This is a genomic window from Nocardioides campestrisoli, from assembly GCF_013624435.2.
Lineage (GTDB): Bacteria > Actinomycetota > Actinomycetes > Propionibacteriales > Nocardioidaceae > Nocardioides > Nocardioides campestrisoli.
The window spans coordinates 2,130,891-2,146,928 of record NZ_CP061768.1 but is presented as its reverse complement, the minus strand read 5'-3'; the positions used below and the strand labels follow the sequence as shown (position 1 = coordinate 2,146,928).

Sequence of the window (16,038 nt, the reverse complement as noted above, 5' to 3'; positions counted from 1 at the left end):
GCAGCGTGTCAGGGCGCAATGGGACTGATCTCAGCGGGCGTCTCCGTCGAGACACGGGACGTCCGTGCTCGCTCTGTGATCCCATGTCCCCGTGGAACCTGAGAGCCTGCGTCCGAATCTGAAGTCCTTCGCCGAGTGGCGTCACACCTACTTGCGCGGCGACGAGAAGGGTGAGGCGCAGACGTTCTTAGACCGCCTCTTCAAGGCGTTCGGCCATGAGGGCGCGATCGAGGCTGGCGCGATCTACGAGGACCGCGTGCATCGCCGGATCGACTACCTAGGGGTCTCCTATGTCGACCTCATGTGGAAGCCGCGCGTGCTCTTCGAGATGAAGAAGGCGGGTTCAGACCTTGCACGGCATTTCCGTCAGGCATTCGATTACTGGCAGCAGGCTGTGCCTAGCCGCCCCCGTTACGTGGTCCTGTGCAACTTCGATGAGTTCTGGATTTATGACTTCGACCAGCAACTCGACGCGCCGATGGATGTCGTCAAGATCGACGATCTGCCACAACGATTCGAGGCGCTGGCCTTCCTGCTTCCTGAGGCAGAAACACCAATCTTCGAGAACGACCTCGTTGAGGTCACACGCGATGCGGCCGCGAAGGTGTCAGGCGTCTTCCGCTCCATGGTGGACCGCGGCATCGACCGGCTAGAGGCCCAGCGGTTCGTGCTCCAGTCAGTCGTCGCAATGTTCGCAGAGGACATCGGGTTGCTGCCCTCGCACTTCTTCACGCGGACGGTGACCGCGGATGCAACGAATGGGCGGGAGGCGTACGACCTGCTCGGATCTCTCTTTCGAGAGATGAACACGCCAGGCCGGACCTCCGGTGGCCGCTTCGAGGGCACTCCGTACTTCAACGGGGGGCTCTTCGCGGACGTCCAGCCTGTCGAGATGACTGACAGCGAGTTGTCCGCTCTGAAGGAGGCCTGCACCACGGATTGGTCCAAGGTGCGTCCCGAGATCTTCGGCACGCTGTTCGAGACGTCGATGGACAAGGGCGAACGTCATGCGTACGGGGCCCACTTCACGTCTCAAGCCGACATCATGAAGATCGTAGGACCATGCATCGTGCAGCCGTGGCGGGAGCGGATCGACGCCGCCAAGACGATCAACGATTACGAGCGCCTCCTGCTCGACATGGCCGCCTACCGGGTGCTGGACCCCGCGTGTGGCTCGGGCAACTTCCTCTACGTTGCCTACCGCGAGATGCGCAGTCTGGAAGCGGAAGTGAAGCAGCGGATCGACGAGCGGCGGAAGTCAGGGACACGCGACCAAACGGCCTTCTCCTACGTGACGACGGATCACTTCCTCGGGATCGACAACAACCCGTTCGCTGTGGAGGTCGCCAAGGTGACCTTGATGATGGGCAAGAAACTTGCCTCCGACGAGTTGGAGGGTGGGCAGGAAGATGTGCTGCCGCTCGACAACTTGGACACCACCGTCGTGTGTGCCGACGCTCTGTTCAGTCCGTGGCCCAAGGCCGACGCAATCATCGGAAATCCGCCGTACATGGGCCGACGCAAGATGGTGGAGGACCTTGGCCTCGCCTACGTTCAGCGACTCGACGAGGTGTACCCGAATCCGGGTGTCAGCGACTTCGTGACGTTCTGGTTCCCGCTCGCCCATGACGCGCTCCCGGATGGGGGGCGTGCAGGGTTTGTCGCCACGCAGGCGATCCGGGACAACGCCTCACGCGTGAAGTCATTGGATTACGTGGTCGAGAACGACGGTGTGATCTTCGACGCGGTGTCTTCGCAGCCTTGGTCAGGAGACGCGGTCGTGACCGTCTCGATCGTCAACTGGGTGAAGGGATCGAAAAGCGCCCCAGTCGGGGATCGTCTTCTATGGCTCGACGAGGGGCAATTGCGGCTTCCCGTTCCACACATTCCAGCGACGCTGAGGCCACTCACGGACGTCACGAAGGCCGCGCCACTTGCTGTGAACAAGAAGCCGAAGGTGTGCTTCCAGGGGCAGACAACCGGAATCGTCGCGGGATACAGACTCGATACGGCGCAAGCCTTGGCGATGATCGCGGCCGAGCCGCAAGCAGCCGATGTCATCAAGCCAATGATCAGCGGGGAGCCCCTGATCTGGCTGAACGGTGTCCCGGGATACGTGATGGACGTAGGTGAGTCCGACATCGTAAGTGCGCGTCACAAGTATCCGAGCGTGATGGCGCTGCTGACCGATCGCGTGCTTCCGGAGCGGAGGAAGGCAGCCGCGAAGGAAGCGCGCCGCAACGAAGAGATGCTTGCCGAGAAGCCCGACGGTAAGCCGGTCACGGCCTATCAGGACTTTTTGGCGAAGCGTTGGTGGAAACACTGGCGCCGACGTGACGACATGCTCACCGCGTTTGCCCCGTTGACCCGGTACATCGCTTTGACCCGGGTTGCGGCTGCTCAGCGGACCTCCATCTATGTGTTCGTCGATCCCGCCATCCGGCCCGATGACTCACTCCAGTTGTTCGCCCTAGACGACGACTACTCCTTTGGCGTCCTCTCCTCTTCGATTCACCGCGCTTGGTTCGACGAGCGCTGCTCCAAGTTGAAGGCAGACCCCCGTTACACGCCAACGACGGTCTGGGACTCCTTCCCCTGGCCGTCTAGCCCGACACCCACCGCGGTCGCGAAGGTGGCTGAGGCGTCGAAGGCGATCATCGACAAGCGGTCCGACTACCTGGCTTCTGGCATGACACTTGGCGCGATGTATGACTCGCTGCGCGACGGCGGCGCATCGCCGCTACGAGACCTTCACAGGGAACTCGACGCGGCAGTAATCGGGGCATACGGCTTCAATCCGGACGAGGATCTGCTCGCGCAACTTCTTGCGCTCAATCTCGCCGCTGCGGACGATCCCTTAGTTGCCCGAGTTCCGGGAGGCTCGCAGTTCGGGGAGTCTGCGTACACGACGACATACCGGCTCGCGGTCGACCACCAGTAGCCGTCCTCGTGGACTAGTCGCCAGCCGCTTCGCAGTCGGTCGCGCGGCGGTCTGAACGAGCCAGGAATGTCTACCCTGGCTTTGTGATGACGAACTTATCCTCTGCGGGTGACCTCACTCTGGGCCACGTCTTCGACGCCTGCGGGCTTGACCCGAACGAGGTGCTGGTCGTACGCCACACCTACAATGACGACGGTCTTCGCCGTGGCGAGACGACGTTCGAGAACGTGCTCGCCTACACACGGGGGCAGGGGCTGCGCTTCAAGGCCGAGCAGCCTCCGGTCTGGCTGAATTTCCTCGCCGAATCGGGACGGCGCTGCCGCTTCTGGGGAGCCTTCGAGAACCATGGTGAGGTTGCCGCAGAGCGCAATAACGTGCATCGCTTCTTTGACCTGCGTCCGTCCGACGCCATGTCCTCGCTCGCCGACCGACTGGTGACCGAGTGGAGCAAAGACGCGATCAACTGGGCGAAGCGCGGAACTGTCGCTGCTGCGTTCCCGGTGATCGAGATCGCCGATCCACAGAACGTGGCGTTCCCAGGCTTCGACCGCCTCGTGCTCAGCCGTGCCGACCTTCGCATGGTGCTGGAGGACTCGCGATACGCGGCTTGGCGCACAGCGCTGGGCTCAGTCCAAGGCGTCTACCTGATCGCCGACACGAGCACGGGACAGCAATACGTGGGCAAGGCGGACGGCAGCGAGCGCATCCTCGGACGGTGGATCCAGTACGCCAAGAATGGCCACGGCAACAACGCCGCGCTTCGGGGCCTGGCGGAAGTTGGCACCGACCACGCCCGGCACTTCGTATTCAGTCTTCTTCGGGTGTTCGGACCGGATACCCCACCACGCGACGTGGACGAGGCCGAGGCTCACTTTAAGCGGGCACTGCTCACTCGCCAGTACGGGCTGAATCGGAACTGACAAGGTTCCTATTGCGAACCCTCGACGGCTGTGAGGGCGCCAGTGGTGGGAAGCGCGACCCAGCCTTCGGCCTGTGCAACCTGCAGCGCGGACTCGGGGACTGGCTCACACAGTCCTTGACGAGAGAGCCCCGCGATCACGGCACAGAGCACCGCATCGAGAGCGTCGTCGGAGTGCAAGCACGATTCTCTATGGTCGCCGAGGTCCAGCCATGGCATTGCCCGCAGGATCCGTGACACGAGGGTGCTGCGCTGGCCGGTCTCTGTCGCCTTCGTTCCCTTGTATCCGGTGTTGGGGAGTCCCCAGAACTTTAGTGCAGCGGCGGGGTACACTTCGACGATGGGCCCGGTCTGACCAGTGCGGTCAACGCGGGCGCCGGACCGGGTGAGAATCGAAAGAACTGCGGCGCAACGCATCGCCGCTGAGCCGATCCGGTCAGCCGACACGCTCAGCGGTCTGGTCCCGGTCCTCGCTGTCACGTGAATGTCAGTGGTGCGCTGCGTTAGTGCGTGCCGAGTCTCCGGGACCACGAGGTCGTGACCGCCCGCCCTGTGGGCGATCAGGTAGTCGATGAATGGCGACGGCCAGCCAAGGGGACAGTCGATGCCTGTCTTGTCGACGGCTCGGATCAGTTCACACAACGCCGCGTCATCGTGCTGCCCGACGGAGAGGTCGACGACCACGGCACGGCCGTCGCTCCACTCGATCGAAGCGACGCCAGTCTTCTTGACATCAGCGGAGAGGTCGATGCCTGCGGTGATCATGACCGCGAACGTACCGGTGCCACGGCCCGGCACTTCGACCTGGAACTCAGGTCCGGCCAAGAAATGCCTTAGGCGCCCAGGCTCTTTCGCACATCCTTTGCCTCTCGGGCAAGACGGGCCAGGACGGTGTCGTCGAGAGTCTCGCCGTCGCGGCGCCCCGAGAGGTCGAGGTCGATTCGAGCGAGGAAGTCGATCAGCGTCCGCTCCGTAATGGCGTCACGCTCAGCGCGCTCGGGATTCTTCGCGATGTCCTCTGCGATCTTCGTCGCCAGAGCCGTCACCTCGTAGATCGCGTCGACAAGGACGCGGTCGTTCTCTTCGATGCCGGTGAGCCCCCTGGTCGTTCGCTCGAACAGTGAGAAGTTCAGCCGCCGAATCGACACGTCGAGCAGGTTCAGAAGGTCTCCCCATGTGGTCATCACCTGCGAACTCTAGCGACCAGTCGATGTGTCGACGCGCTGCCTCATAGGGCCAGCACCAAACCCGGCGAGGTGTCCCAATTTCCGATCGCCCAGCGAGACACCTCGGAGCACGTGATCGCGGCGTTGTCGGCGCGCTCGTGTTGAGTCTCAGATCAGGTGTCCGCGATCTTTCTCACCAAGGGTGGCTCATATGGGACAACAGGCAGAAGCCTCAACCGGGATCCTCATCGGATACGCCAGATGCTCCACCGAGGACCAGGACCTCGAAGCCCAGCGTCAGGCACTGGAAAGACTGGGCGTCGTTCAGGACCGGATCTACCTCGACCATGGCAGGACGGGCAAGAACCGTGACCGGATCGGCCTGCGCGAGGCGATGGCAGCGTGCCGCGAGGGGGACACACTGGTCGTCACGAAACTGGACAGGCTGGCCCGGTCGGTGCGTGACGCCTCAGACATCGCCGAGGAACTCGCCGAGCGCGGGGTTGCCCTCTCGCTCGGTGGCGCCGTCCACGACCCGACCGATCCGATGGGGCGGCTCCTGTTCAACATCCTCAGCATGATCGCCGAGTTCGAGCGGGACCTCATCAGCGCGCGTACGCGTGAGGGCATGGAGATCGCTCGGCAGAAGGGCCGTCTCCGCGGCCGCCAGCCGAAACTGTCCGTCGCTCAGGAAAGGCACGTCGTGTCCCTCATGGCCGACGGGGGCCACACAGCGGGAGAAGTGGCTGACCTCTTTGGTGTCGCGCGCTCGTCGGTCTATCGGATCGTGGCGCGCGCAGCCGAAACGGATCCGGTCGCTTCGACCTGATCGACTTGATCGGTCTGATCGGTGTCATGGTGTGCGGATGAGGTGCACCTACTCATCGACCGCCAGCCCCCAGAACGACCCGTTTGCGCAGGTCAGCGACTTGCGCCGCCGCGGTGGTGCTCGACGGCATAGAACTGACATGCACCCCCACACCAACACCGACATAGTCGCTCCGTTGCGACCCAAGACCCAAGACGTCATCACTGTGGTCCGCCCCGAGGCGCTGCCCATCCTGGACGCGAAAGCGGGCCGCGCCCTCCTGGCCCTCCTGGTCGACACCCACAAGCGCTACCAGACGCGCCTCGCGCGGGAGACGGTCGCCTCGTGAGCGCCCCGCTCGACCCGTGGGCTGACTACGACGCCGCTACGGGCCGCAACGAACCACTGACCCCCGACCTGGCGCCGCGCCGGTTCGCGTTCTACGGGCGAGTCAGTACCGAGGACAACCAGGACCCCGAGACGAGCCGCCAGTGGCAGTTGAAGGAGGCACGAGACCTCCTCGCTCTCCACTGTCCGGGCGCCGAAATCGTGGCCGAGTACTTCGACATCGGCTTCTCCCGGTCGTTCGTGTGGGGCCAACGCCCCCGCGCGCAACGCCTGCTCGACGACATGGACGACCGCGACCGTGGGTGGGAGGCCGTCGTGGTTGGTGAAGGCAAGCGCTGCTTCTACGGAGCCCAGTTCTCCGACGTGGCCCCGATGCTCGTCGAGTGCGCCATCCCTCTGTACATCAAGGATCTCGGCGGTCGCTACGACCCGGCCAACACGATGCACGACACGCTCATGGCTCTCGCCGGTGGCATGTCAGCGGGGGAGCGGGAGACGACCCGCGTTCGCGTCAGCGCGAGCATGGAGGTCCAGACCGTCAACGAGGGGCGTTACCAGGGCGGTCGCCCGCCGTACGGCTACACCGCCGAGGCGTTCCGGCTGCACCCGCATCCCGGGAAGGCTGCCGATGGCATCATGCAGAAGCGGCTGGTCATCGATCCGGTCGCTGCGCCGGTTGTGCGCCGCGTCTTCGAGGAGACACTCGATGGCCGCTCCCTGCGCCAGATCATGACTGGCCTCAATGGGGACGGGATCCCGTGTCCCTCGAAGCACGACGCGAAGCGCAACAGCCACCGGTCCCAGGACGGTTGGCAGGTGTCCACCATCGCGGCCATCTTGTCGAACGCCCGGTACACCGGCTTTGAGCAGTGGGGGAAGTTCAAGAAGGCCGAACGGCTCGTCGACCCGAAGAACCCGCCGCTGGGCAAGAAGCAGTACCTGAAGCGCAACGACAGGCCTGCGGCGCGCTCCCTGCGTCCGGCTCATGCGCCCATCGTCAGCGTCGAGGAGTTCACCCACGTCCAGGCCCTGCGCGCCGCCAAGTCCGCTGGAGGCATGAAGGGCCAGGCCAAGCAGACCCGCGACCGCCGTGGCCCCATCCAGTACGCGTTGCGCGGAATGATCCACTGCGGCGACTGTGGTCGAAGGATGCAGCCGAGTCGCTACAACACAAAGAACGACCATCCGACCCTGCCTCGGTACGTGAAGTACCGATGCCGCAGTCGTGACCTGGTCGAGGGCAGCCCTGCCATGGCCACCCATCCCGCCAATGTGTCAGTGGGTCAGACCGAGATCCTGGACGAGGTCCTCCGTTGGATTGCCTCGCTCTTCGCTCCGGCCGGTCGAGCCGCGATGCTGGACGACCTGATGGGCTGGGCGGAGAAGCCAACGAAGGTCGATGTCCGGCGAGCCACGAGCGAGCGCAAGTTGGCTGAGGTGGAGAAGGGCTTGGCGAATCTGGTGTCGGCCATCGAGGCGGGCACCGACCCAGCCCTTCTGGCCGGTCGTATCAGTGAACTGACCGCCGAGAAGAAGGCGCTCGTCGACGTGCTGGCGCTTACACCCGCCACGGAGGTCTCGGTGACCCGCGAGATGGTCGAGACCTACCTGGATTCGTTCGTGGCTGTTGCCACGGAACTGGACCCCACCGATGTAAGTCCCGAACTGCTGCACGCGTTCTTTGAGACGGTGCGGCTGCGGATCGACTTCGAACCAGAGACCCGCATGGCCTCCGCCCATGTGGTCCTCGGAGGAGGTGCCCCGGAAAAGAGCGAACCCCACGCTGGGGCCGTTGTGGCCCCAGGTGGGGTTAGCGTGCGTGTCCGAGGGGGGACTTGAACCCCCACGCCCTAATACGGGCACTAGCACCTCAAGCTAGCGCGTCTGCCAATTCCGCCACCCGGACGAGTGCGAGGAAACCCTAACAACAAGTGGGCCCGATGACGCAATCGGGGTCTCCCCGCTTTCCCCGGCACCCTGGCCCGGGTCAGGATGGGCCCATGGGCAACGTCGAGGAGCGCGAGTACGCCGACCGGAACCACGACCCCGCGGCGGAGGTCGTGGACCTGTGCCGGGACCTGGTCCGGATCGACACGTCCAACTACGGGGACGACTCCGGGCCGGGGGAGCGGAAGGCGGCCGAGCACGTCGCGGCCCTGCTGGACGAGGTCGGGATCGACTGCGAGGTGGTCGAGGGAGCGCCCGGGCGGACGTCGCTGGTCGCGCGGTGGGGCGGCATCGAGGGCGACGCCCTGCTGCTGCACGGGCACCTGGACGTCGTCCCGGCGGCCGCGGAGGACTGGACCCACGACCCGTTCGCCGGGGAGATCGCGGACGGGTACCTGTGGGGCCGGGGCACGGTCGACATGAAGGACTTCGACGCGATGCTGCTCTCGGTGGTCCGCGCGCGGGTCCGGTCCGGCCGGGTGCCCGAGCGTCCCATCGTGCTGGCCTTCACCGCCGACGAGGAGGCGGGCGGTCACCAGGGCGCCGAGGTGATCGTCCGGGACCGGCCCGACCTGCTCGAGGGGTGCACCGAGGCGGTCGGCGAGGTCGGCGGGTTCACCACCACCGTGCGCGGCCAGCGGATCTACCTGATCGAGGCCGCGGAGAAGGGAATGGCCTGGATGCGGCTGCGCGCCCGCGGCACCGCCGGGCACGGCTCGATGGTGAACCACGACAACGCGGTCACCGAGCTGGCGGGCGCGGTGGCCCGGATCGGGGCCCACCGGTGGCCGGTCCGGCTGACCCCGGCGATGGAGGTGCTGCTCGCCTCGGTGGCGCAGCTCGCCGGGACCGAGGCGACCCCGGAGAACGCCGAGGCGCTGGTCGAGGAGTTCGAGAGCTCCACCCGGATGCTCGGCGCAGTCATCCGCAACACCGTCAACCCGACGATGCTGCAGGCCGGCTACAAGGTCAACGTCATCCCGACCGAGGCCACCGCGCACGTCGACGGGCGGTTCCTGCCGGGCTACGAGGACGAGTTCTTCGCCACCCTCGACGAGCTGTGCGGACCGCACGTGACCCGGGAGTTCATCAGCCACCAGCAGCCCTGGGAGTCGCCGACCGAGGGCCGGCTGATGGACGCGATGACCCGCTCCATCCTGGCCGAGGACCCCGACGGCATCGTGGCGCCGTACCTGATGAGCGGGGGCACGGACGCCAAGCACTTCCGTCGTCTCGGGATGTCGTCCTACGGGTTCGCGCCGTTGCGGCTGCCCGCCGACCTCGACTTCGGGTCGCTCTTCCACGGGGTGGACGAGCGGGTCCCGGTCGATGCGCTCGAGTTCGGCGCCCGGGTCTTCGACCGCTTCCTCGACGAGGTCTGAGCAGGAGCACAAGGGGATGGGTCCGAAGGTTCTTGGGACCTTCGACCCTGCTCCTCGGCGATGTCGGGGAAAACACTCGGAGGACGCGTCGGGCCGGCCGTTGGGGGGGGTGCGGCGCTCCTGCTGAGGAGGACCCGTGCCGAACCTGCGTCGTGCCATCGTCTGGATCATCGCGTCTCTGATGACGACCGCCACCCTGGTGGTGGCGCCCGAGGCGCTGCGCGCCCCCGCGTCTGCCGACCCGCCCACGGGCGGGACGACGATCGTCTCCGAGACGTTCACCGGTTCCTCGGTCCCCGACCCGGCCTGGACGGTCCAGGGCGAGACCTGCCTGACCGGTGCCACCACGGGTCCGGCCCCCGGCGAGGCCCAGATCCCCACCTGTGCGGGCAACCGTGTCGGTGACGTGCCTCCGACGGGCACACCCGGCTACCTCCAGCTGACGGACGAGAGCCTCCAGTCCGCGGGCAGCATCCTCTACAACCGGCCTGTTCCCGCCACGGCGGGTGTCTCCATCACCTTCGACCAGTTCCAGTACGGCGGGACGGGGGCCGACGGCATCGGCTTCTTCCTCGTCGACGGCTCCACCGACCTGACCGATCCCGGCGGTGCCGGCGGCAGCCTCGGGTACGCCCAGCGAACGGCGGAGGGCGGCTCCGAGCCAGGAATCGTGGGCGGCGTCCTCGGCGTGGGGCTGGACGCCTTCGGCAACTACTACGACGACGGCGAGGACCGGGGTGCCGGCTGTCCCGCCGACCAGCGCTCTCCTTCGACCGCCGAGGGTGCCGTGGCGCCGAACGTGATCACGGTCAGGGGGCCGGGCGAGGGCACCACTGGCTACTGCTACCTCGGCTCGACGACGCCGACGAACCCGGCCGACCCGGACAAGCCCGGCACCACGCTCAGCGGGACGCTGCGCGCCCGGACCCTGGCTGCGTCCTGGCGTCAGGTGAACGTCCAGGTCACCCCCGCTCCCGACCCGCGCGTGATCGTCCAGGTGCGCTACAACCCGGCGAACCCCGCCTCGCCCTGGGTCACCGAGCTCGACATCCCGGCCCCGAGCGACCTGCCGAGCACCTACAAGTTCGGTCTCTCCGGCTCGACCGGAGGACAGAACGACGTGCACCTGATCCGCAACGCCGTGGTGCAGACCGTGAACCCGCTCTCCGCGCTGCAGCTGGAGAAGCAGGTCGACCGGACCGGGGACCCGCTGCCCGCCGTGATCACGGCCGGCACGCAGATCCCGTACCAGTACACGGTGACCAATGCCGGCAGCGAGACGCTGTCCACGCTCTCGATCGCCGACGACCAGATCACCGGACCCATCACCTGTGACAGCACCACGCTGCCACCTGCCCCGGCGACCGGCTCGACCACGGTCTGTCGCGGCACCTACACCGTCACGGCCGACGACGTCGACGCAGGCGAGGTGGTCAACACCGCCACGGCCACCGCTGTGAACCCGGGCGGGGACGACGTCACCTCGCCCGAGGCCACCGTGACCGTGCCGCTGGTGTCCAGCCTCGCGCTGGAGAAGAGCGTCGCGACTGACCCGCCGTACAGCGCGGGCCAGGTGGTCGAGTACTCCTACACCGTCACCAACACCGGTGGCTCCACGGTGACCAACGTCGCGGTCACCGACGACCTCGTCACCTCGGCAGACCTGGTGTGCGAGTCGAACGTGCTGGCCCCAGCAGCGTCGACGACCTGCAGCGGAAGCTATCAGGTGGACACCGGACAGGCCGATCCCGCCGGGAACATCGTGAACACCGCGATCGCCACCGGTGTCACCCCGATCGGTCAGGACGTCGAGTCGCCCGAGGCGCAGGCCAGGATCCCGGTGAACACCGACATCGCCGTCACCAAGACGATCGACGAGCCGACCCCGGACGTGGGGGAGACCGTGACCTTCACCGTCACGGCGACCAACAACGGGCCGGCGGCCGCGACCGACGTGGTGATCGAGGACCAGCTGCCCGGCGGGCGGCTGACCCTGCTGTCCTCCTCCACCGCCGGGCCCCAGGCCTCCACCTACTCGGCCACCACCGGGGAGTGGTCGATCCCGGCTCTGGCGGTGGGCAACGCGGTCACCCTGACGATCACGGCCCGCGTCGAGACCAACGGGGTGGTGTCGAACACCGCGAGCCTGGCCGAGCTCACCCAGGTCGACACCGACGCGTCCAACAACAGTGCGACGGTGACCCTGGACGCCCGGTCCCTGGACCTGGCCGTGACCAAGCAGGTCGTGGGGCGCAACCAGGTGGCCGCCGGTGAGACCGTCACCTTCCGGGTGACCGTCACCAACGAGGGGCCTCGCCCCGGCACCGGGATCACCCTGAGCGACCCCCTGCCACCGGGCCTGGACTACCGCCCCGGCGACTCGGGCGGCACGGGCACCTACTCGCCCGAGACCGACACGTGGGACGTCGGGTCGCTGGCGGTCGGGGACTCCGCGTCCTTCGACTTCGTGCTCGACACCACCGTGCCCGGGACGTTCACCAACGTGGCCAGCCTCGCCACCGTCTCACCGGTCGACGTCAACAGCGCGAACAACTCCGCCTCGGCCGGGGTGGAGGTGCGCGCGCCGGTCGCCGATCTGGCGGTCGTGAAGGGCGTCTCGCCGCAGGAGGCCGTCGTCGGGGAGACGGTCACCTACTCGGTCACCGTCCTCAACCGTGGCCCCGACCCGGTCGCGGGGATCTACGTCACCGACACGGGCGCCGAGGGCGTCACCGTGCTGGACACCGAAGCCTCCCAGGGGACGGTGGACGTGCCGGGCCTCCGGTGGGACGTGGGGACCCTTGCCCCCGGCGGCTCCGCCGAGCTCCGGATCACCGCGCGGCTCGAGACGGTCGGCACCAAGGTCAACGTCGCCACCGTCAACGCCCCCTACCTGGACGACGCCAACCCGGAGGACAACGAGTCCACCGCGACGGTCACCACAGTGGCCCCGGCGGTCGACGTGGGCGTGACGAAGTCCGTGGACCGGGCCGAAGGGCCCGGTTCGACCTCGGACATCCCGCTGGGCCAGGACGCCGTCTTCACCCTCACCGCCACCAACAACCCGGTGGCGGGCCAGCCGGCGACCACGGTGACGAACGCCGTCTTCGCCGACGTGCTGGAGGAAGGACTGACGTTCGTCTCCTCCACCGGTGACGGGACGTTCGACCCCGAGACCGGCACCTGGAGCGTCGACTCGCTCGCCGTCGGGGCCACGGTCACCCGCACCATCCGGGTCACCGGCACCCAGGTGGGACAGCGCACCAACACGCTCGCCCTGAGCACGCTGGACCAGCGCGACACCGACCCGACGAACAACTCCGCCTCCGCGACGCCGGAGTTCGTCGAGCTGGCCGACCTGGAGATCGACAAGGAGGTCCAGCCCGCGGTGGCCCAGCCCGGGGACACGGTGGTCTACACGATCGCCGTGACGAACAACGGCCCCAACGCCACCGACGACATCACGGCGGCCGACCCGGCGATCACCGCGGCGACCATCGTGGACAGCACGGCCGACGTCGGCACCTTCGACGACGAGCTGCGGATCTGGACGATCCCTCGGCTGGAGTCGGGTGAGACTGCGACGCTGCGGGTCTCCGTCCGCACGAGTGCCGCCGCGTCGGGCACCTACCGCAACCTGGTGGTGATCCAGGAGTCCCGGGTCGAGGACCCGGAGCCGGACAACAACACCGCGTTCACCGACCTCTTCGTTCCGGCCGCCGACATCGCCGTGGACAAGACGGTCGACGAGCCGAACCCCGTGCTCGGCGGGACCGTGACGTTCGCCGTCGGCGTCCGGAACCTGGGGCCCGACACGGCGACGGGTGTGACCGTCGACGACCGGCTGCCCGCAGGACTCACCTACGTCAGCAGCTCTGCCACCCGGGGGACCTACGACCCGGCAACCGGCACCTGGGACATCGGTGACCTGGCCCCGCTCGATCCGCCGTCGGGAGGTCCCCAGGCGCTGCTGCGGATCACCGCGCGGGCCAGCGAGGCGGGGGCCTTCCCCAACACCGCGACCTCGGACCGGTCCGACTCGTTCCCCTACGACCCGGACCCGAGCAACAACACCAGCCGGGCCGTGGTGACCGCCGGTCAGGCCCCCGGGCTGACGGTGGAGAAGTCCGCCAGTCCCAGCACCGTGACGGCGGCCGGCCAGCGCGTGACCTACTCGTTCCTGGTCACCAACACCGGCAACGTCCCGGTCAGTGGGGTGGCCATCGCGGAGGACGCCTTCACCGGGTCCGGGGAGCTTCCCACGCCGACGTGCCCCGCCGAGGCGGCCCGACTGGCTCCCGGAGCGAGCGTGGTCTGCACGAGCACCTACACGGTCACGACCGCCGACCTCCGAGGTGAAGGGCTGCGCAACACGGCGCGGGCGACCGGCACGGACGTCACCGGGGGAGGGGTCGCCTCCCCGCCCGACGGAGCGACCGTGACCGTGGACCAGCCCGCCGCGCCCCGGATCCGCACCCGCACCTCGCAGAAGCGGGTCGAGCCCCGGGAGGAGTTCCACGACCGGGTGCGCATCAGCGGGCTCGCTCGCGACACCACGGTCCAGGCCACCGCGCGCCTGTACGGCCCGTTCCGTTCACGCGCCGCGGCCTCGTGCGGCCGCCAGAACCTGGCCCGCACCGTCACCTGGCGCGCCCGCTCCGGGTGGACGAAGAGCCCGCGGGTGAGCGTTGCGGCGCCGGGCGTCTACACCTGGAAGGTGACGACCCGCGCGACCCCGGCGAACCAGGCCGCCTCGACCCGGTGCGGCCTCGCCTCCGAGACGACCACCGTGGCCAAGCCCTCGTACCACGTGCCGGTGGTGGACGGAGGATTCTCAGGCATCCGAGGCGGCCCGGAGGCGGCCCGTGTCGCCAGGACCGTGATCCGTGCCCTCGGCTTCGGCCTCAAGGCTCGGGTCGTCCCCACGACGATCAAGCGGGGCCGGATGCAGCTCCCCTCGGACGTGGCGGTCACGGCCTGGCTGAACCGGTCCGCCGGGTTCGGCGACAGGATCGGCACCGCCGTGGTCGCGGGTCACGTCTCCGACTGGTACGACAGGCCCGGTGCCATGTGGGGACTCCGTCGCGCCGAGCCCGGGCAGAAGGTGACCGTGCGCTCGGCCGGGAAGAACTACCGCTATCAGGTGACAGAGGTCAAGAAGTACGACCGGACGCGGAAGCTGCCCTCACGGTTCTTCCGCACGACGGGGGCTCACCGGCTGGTGCTGATCAGCTGCACCGACCGCGTCGTCTACCGCAACGGCCGCTTCCACTACACCAAGTACCGCGTGGTCGTCACCAAGCCGGTGCGGGGTCAGTAGAAGGTCGGGCGCGTCTGACGGATGATCTTGCGCCGCAGCACCACCCGGCGCATGCCGTCAGCCGCGATCCGGACCCGCGCCAGCTCCCAGCCACCGTGCTCGGCACGCTCCACGAGCAGTTGACGCACGGTGTTGCGGGAGACCTCCGGGGGGTAGGTGACCGAGTCGAACTCCCACTCCACCCCGGGCCTGGTCGGCCGGCGCAGCACCCGGCTCATCAGTCCGCCGACACGTCGTCGAGGGCCGCCACGATCTCCGGCGGCAGGGCCAGCTCCTCCACGCCCAGGGCGTCGTGCAGCTGGGCGGCCGTCCGCGCGCCGAGCAGGGGCGCGGTGACCCCCGGTCGGTCGCGGACCCAGACCAGGGCGACTTCGAGCGGGCTCCAGCCCAGGCCCTCGCCCGCGCGGACGACGGCCTCCACGACCCGCCGCCCGCGGTCGTCGAGGTAGGAGCCGACCCGGTCGGCGAAGTGCGGGGTGGCGCCCGCGGAGTCCGACGGCGTGCCGGTGCGGTACTTCCCGGTGAGCACGCCGCGGCCCAAGGGCGACCAGGGGAAGATGCCCAGCCCCAGCGCTTGGGCCGCCGGGACCACCTCGAACTCCACGTCGCGGCTGAGCAGGCTGTACTCCACCTGGGTGGAGACCAGCGGCGCCCGTCCGGGCCACGCCCGCTGCCAGGTGACCGCCTGCGCGCTCTGCCACCCGGTGTAGTTGGAGATGCCGGCGTAGGCGACGCGTCCGGAGGCGACCGCGGTGTCCAACGCCGCCAGGGTCTCCTCCAGCGGGGCGGCGTCGCTCCACACGTGCACCTGCCAGAGGTCGACGTGGTCCACGCCCAGCCGGCGCAGCGAGCCGTCCAGGGCGCGGAGCAGTGCGCCGCGCGAGGTGTCCACGTGCCGCTCGCCCCCGCGTCGGCTCACCCCGGCCTTGGTGGCCAGCACGACCTCGTCGCGCCGTACGACGTCGCCGAGCAGGCTGCCGATCAGCGACTCGGAGGCACCGTCGCCGTAGCCCGCCGCGGTGTCCAGGAGGGTTCCGCCGGCCTCGGCGAACGCGATCAGCTGGTCGCGGGCCTCGTGCTCGTCGGTGTCACGCCCCCAGGTCATGGTGCCGAGACCGAGCCGGGAGACGGAGAGGCCGGACCGACCGACCATGCGCTGCTGCATGGGGCACAGGCTAGTCAGCGGCGCCGAACGGCCGCGCCACGG

11 protein-coding genes and 1 tRNA gene are annotated in these 16,038 nt (G+C 68.1%); 7 read left to right on the top strand and 5 right to left on the bottom strand.

Annotated features, from left to right (window positions below; all coding sequences use genetic code 11):
• Positions 1–91 precede the first annotated feature (91 nt).
• Positions 92–2,941, top strand: coding sequence for a DNA methyltransferase (locus H8838_RS10150; protein WP_185996152.1), 2,850 nt, complete (start codon positions 92–94; stop codon positions 2,939–2,941).
• Positions 2,942–3,027: 86 nt separating this feature from the next.
• Positions 3,028–3,861, top strand: coding sequence for a GIY-YIG nuclease family protein (locus H8838_RS10145; RefSeq protein WP_185996153.1), 834 nt, complete (start codon positions 3,028–3,030; stop codon positions 3,859–3,861).
• A gap of 8 nt (positions 3,862–3,869) precedes the next feature.
• Here the strand turns inward: H8838_RS10145 and H8838_RS10140 are convergent, their stop codons facing one another.
• Both H8838_RS10140 and H8838_RS10135 read right to left on the bottom strand, forming a co-directional pair.
• Positions 3,870–4,625 (bottom strand): DUF429 domain-containing protein, encoded by a 756-nt coding sequence (locus H8838_RS10140; protein WP_185996154.1) that lies wholly within the window; start codon positions 4,623–4,625, stop codon positions 3,870–3,872.
• A 68-nt stretch (positions 4,626–4,693) separates the two neighbouring features.
• On the bottom strand, positions 4,694–5,047 hold the full coding sequence (locus tag H8838_RS10135; protein ID WP_185996155.1) for a hypothetical protein: 354 nt from the start codon (positions 5,045–5,047) through the stop codon (positions 4,694–4,696).
• Positions 5,048–5,237: 190 nt separating this feature from the next.
• On the opposite strand from H8838_RS10135, the gene H8838_RS10130 reads away from it, so the two are divergent.
• From H8838_RS10130 to H8838_RS10120, 3 genes are all read left to right on the top strand, one after another.
• On the top strand, positions 5,238–5,855 hold the full coding sequence (locus H8838_RS10130; protein ID WP_185996156.1) for a recombinase family protein: 618 nt from the start codon (positions 5,238–5,240) through the stop codon (positions 5,853–5,855).
• 139 nt (positions 5,856–5,994) lie between these two features.
• Positions 5,995–6,183, top strand: coding sequence for a hypothetical protein (locus tag H8838_RS10125; RefSeq protein WP_185996157.1), 189 nt, complete (start codon positions 5,995–5,997; stop codon positions 6,181–6,183).
• Entirely contained in the window at positions 6,180–8,021 is a 1,842-nt protein-coding gene (locus H8838_RS10120) for a recombinase family protein (protein ID WP_185996158.1), read from the top strand. The genes H8838_RS10125 and H8838_RS10120 overlap by 4 nt, the downstream gene beginning before the upstream one ends.
• Here H8838_RS10120 and H8838_RS10115 read toward each other — a convergent pair.
• Positions 8,003–8,088, bottom strand: a tRNA-Leu gene (locus tag H8838_RS10115). The two genes, H8838_RS10120 and H8838_RS10115, sit on opposite strands and share 19 nt — an antisense overlap.
• Before the next feature lie 94 nt (positions 8,089–8,182).
• Between H8838_RS10115 and H8838_RS10110 the strand changes: the two genes are divergently transcribed.
• Positions 8,183–9,511, top strand: coding sequence for a M20/M25/M40 family metallo-hydrolase (locus tag H8838_RS10110; RefSeq protein WP_185996159.1), 1,329 nt, complete (start codon positions 8,183–8,185; stop codon positions 9,509–9,511).
• Between the two features lie 136 nt (positions 9,512–9,647).
• On the top strand, positions 9,648–14,831 hold the full coding sequence (locus tag H8838_RS10105) for a DUF7507 domain-containing protein (RefSeq protein ID WP_185996160.1): 5,184 nt from the start codon (positions 9,648–9,650) through the stop codon (positions 14,829–14,831).
• Here H8838_RS10105 and H8838_RS10100 read toward each other — a convergent pair.
• Together H8838_RS10100 and H8838_RS10095 are read right to left on the bottom strand one after the other, a co-directional pair.
• Entirely contained in the window at positions 14,825–15,049 is a 225-nt protein-coding gene (locus H8838_RS10100) for a DUF5703 family protein (protein WP_181311041.1), read from the bottom strand. The two genes, H8838_RS10105 and H8838_RS10100, sit on opposite strands and share 7 nt — an antisense overlap.
• Positions 15,049–15,996: an aldo/keto reductase gene (locus tag H8838_RS10095; RefSeq protein ID WP_181311040.1), complete on the bottom strand. Its 948-nt coding sequence runs from the start codon at positions 15,994–15,996 to the stop codon at positions 15,049–15,051. Before H8838_RS10095 ends, H8838_RS10100 begins: the two co-directional genes overlap by 1 nt.
• Between the last annotated feature and the right edge of the window lie 42 nt (positions 15,997–16,038).

Excerpts from the sequence above, each read along its gene's own strand:
- H8838_RS10140 (WP_185996154.1), bottom strand. The coding sequence starts at position 4,625 with ATGATCACCGCAGGCATCGACCTCTCCGCTGATGTCAAGAAGACTGGC.
- H8838_RS10095 (WP_181311040.1), bottom strand. The coding sequence starts at position 15,996 with ATGCAGCAGCGCATGGTCGGTCGGTCCGGCCTCTCCGTCTCCCGGCTC.
- H8838_RS10145 (WP_185996153.1), top strand. The coding sequence starts at position 3,028 with ATGACGAACTTATCCTCTGCGGGTGACCTCACTCTGGGCCACGTCTTC.
- H8838_RS10110 (WP_185996159.1), top strand. The coding sequence starts at position 8,183 with ATGGGCAACGTCGAGGAGCGCGAGTACGCCGACCGGAACCACGACCCC.
- H8838_RS10125 (WP_185996157.1), top strand. The coding sequence starts at position 5,995 with ATGCACCCCCACACCAACACCGACATAGTCGCTCCGTTGCGACCCAAG.
- H8838_RS10130 (WP_185996156.1), top strand. The coding sequence starts at position 5,238 with ATGGGACAACAGGCAGAAGCCTCAACCGGGATCCTCATCGGATACGCC.
- H8838_RS10100 (WP_181311041.1), bottom strand. The coding sequence starts at position 15,049 with ATGAGCCGGGTGCTGCGCCGGCCGACCAGGCCCGGGGTGGAGTGGGAG.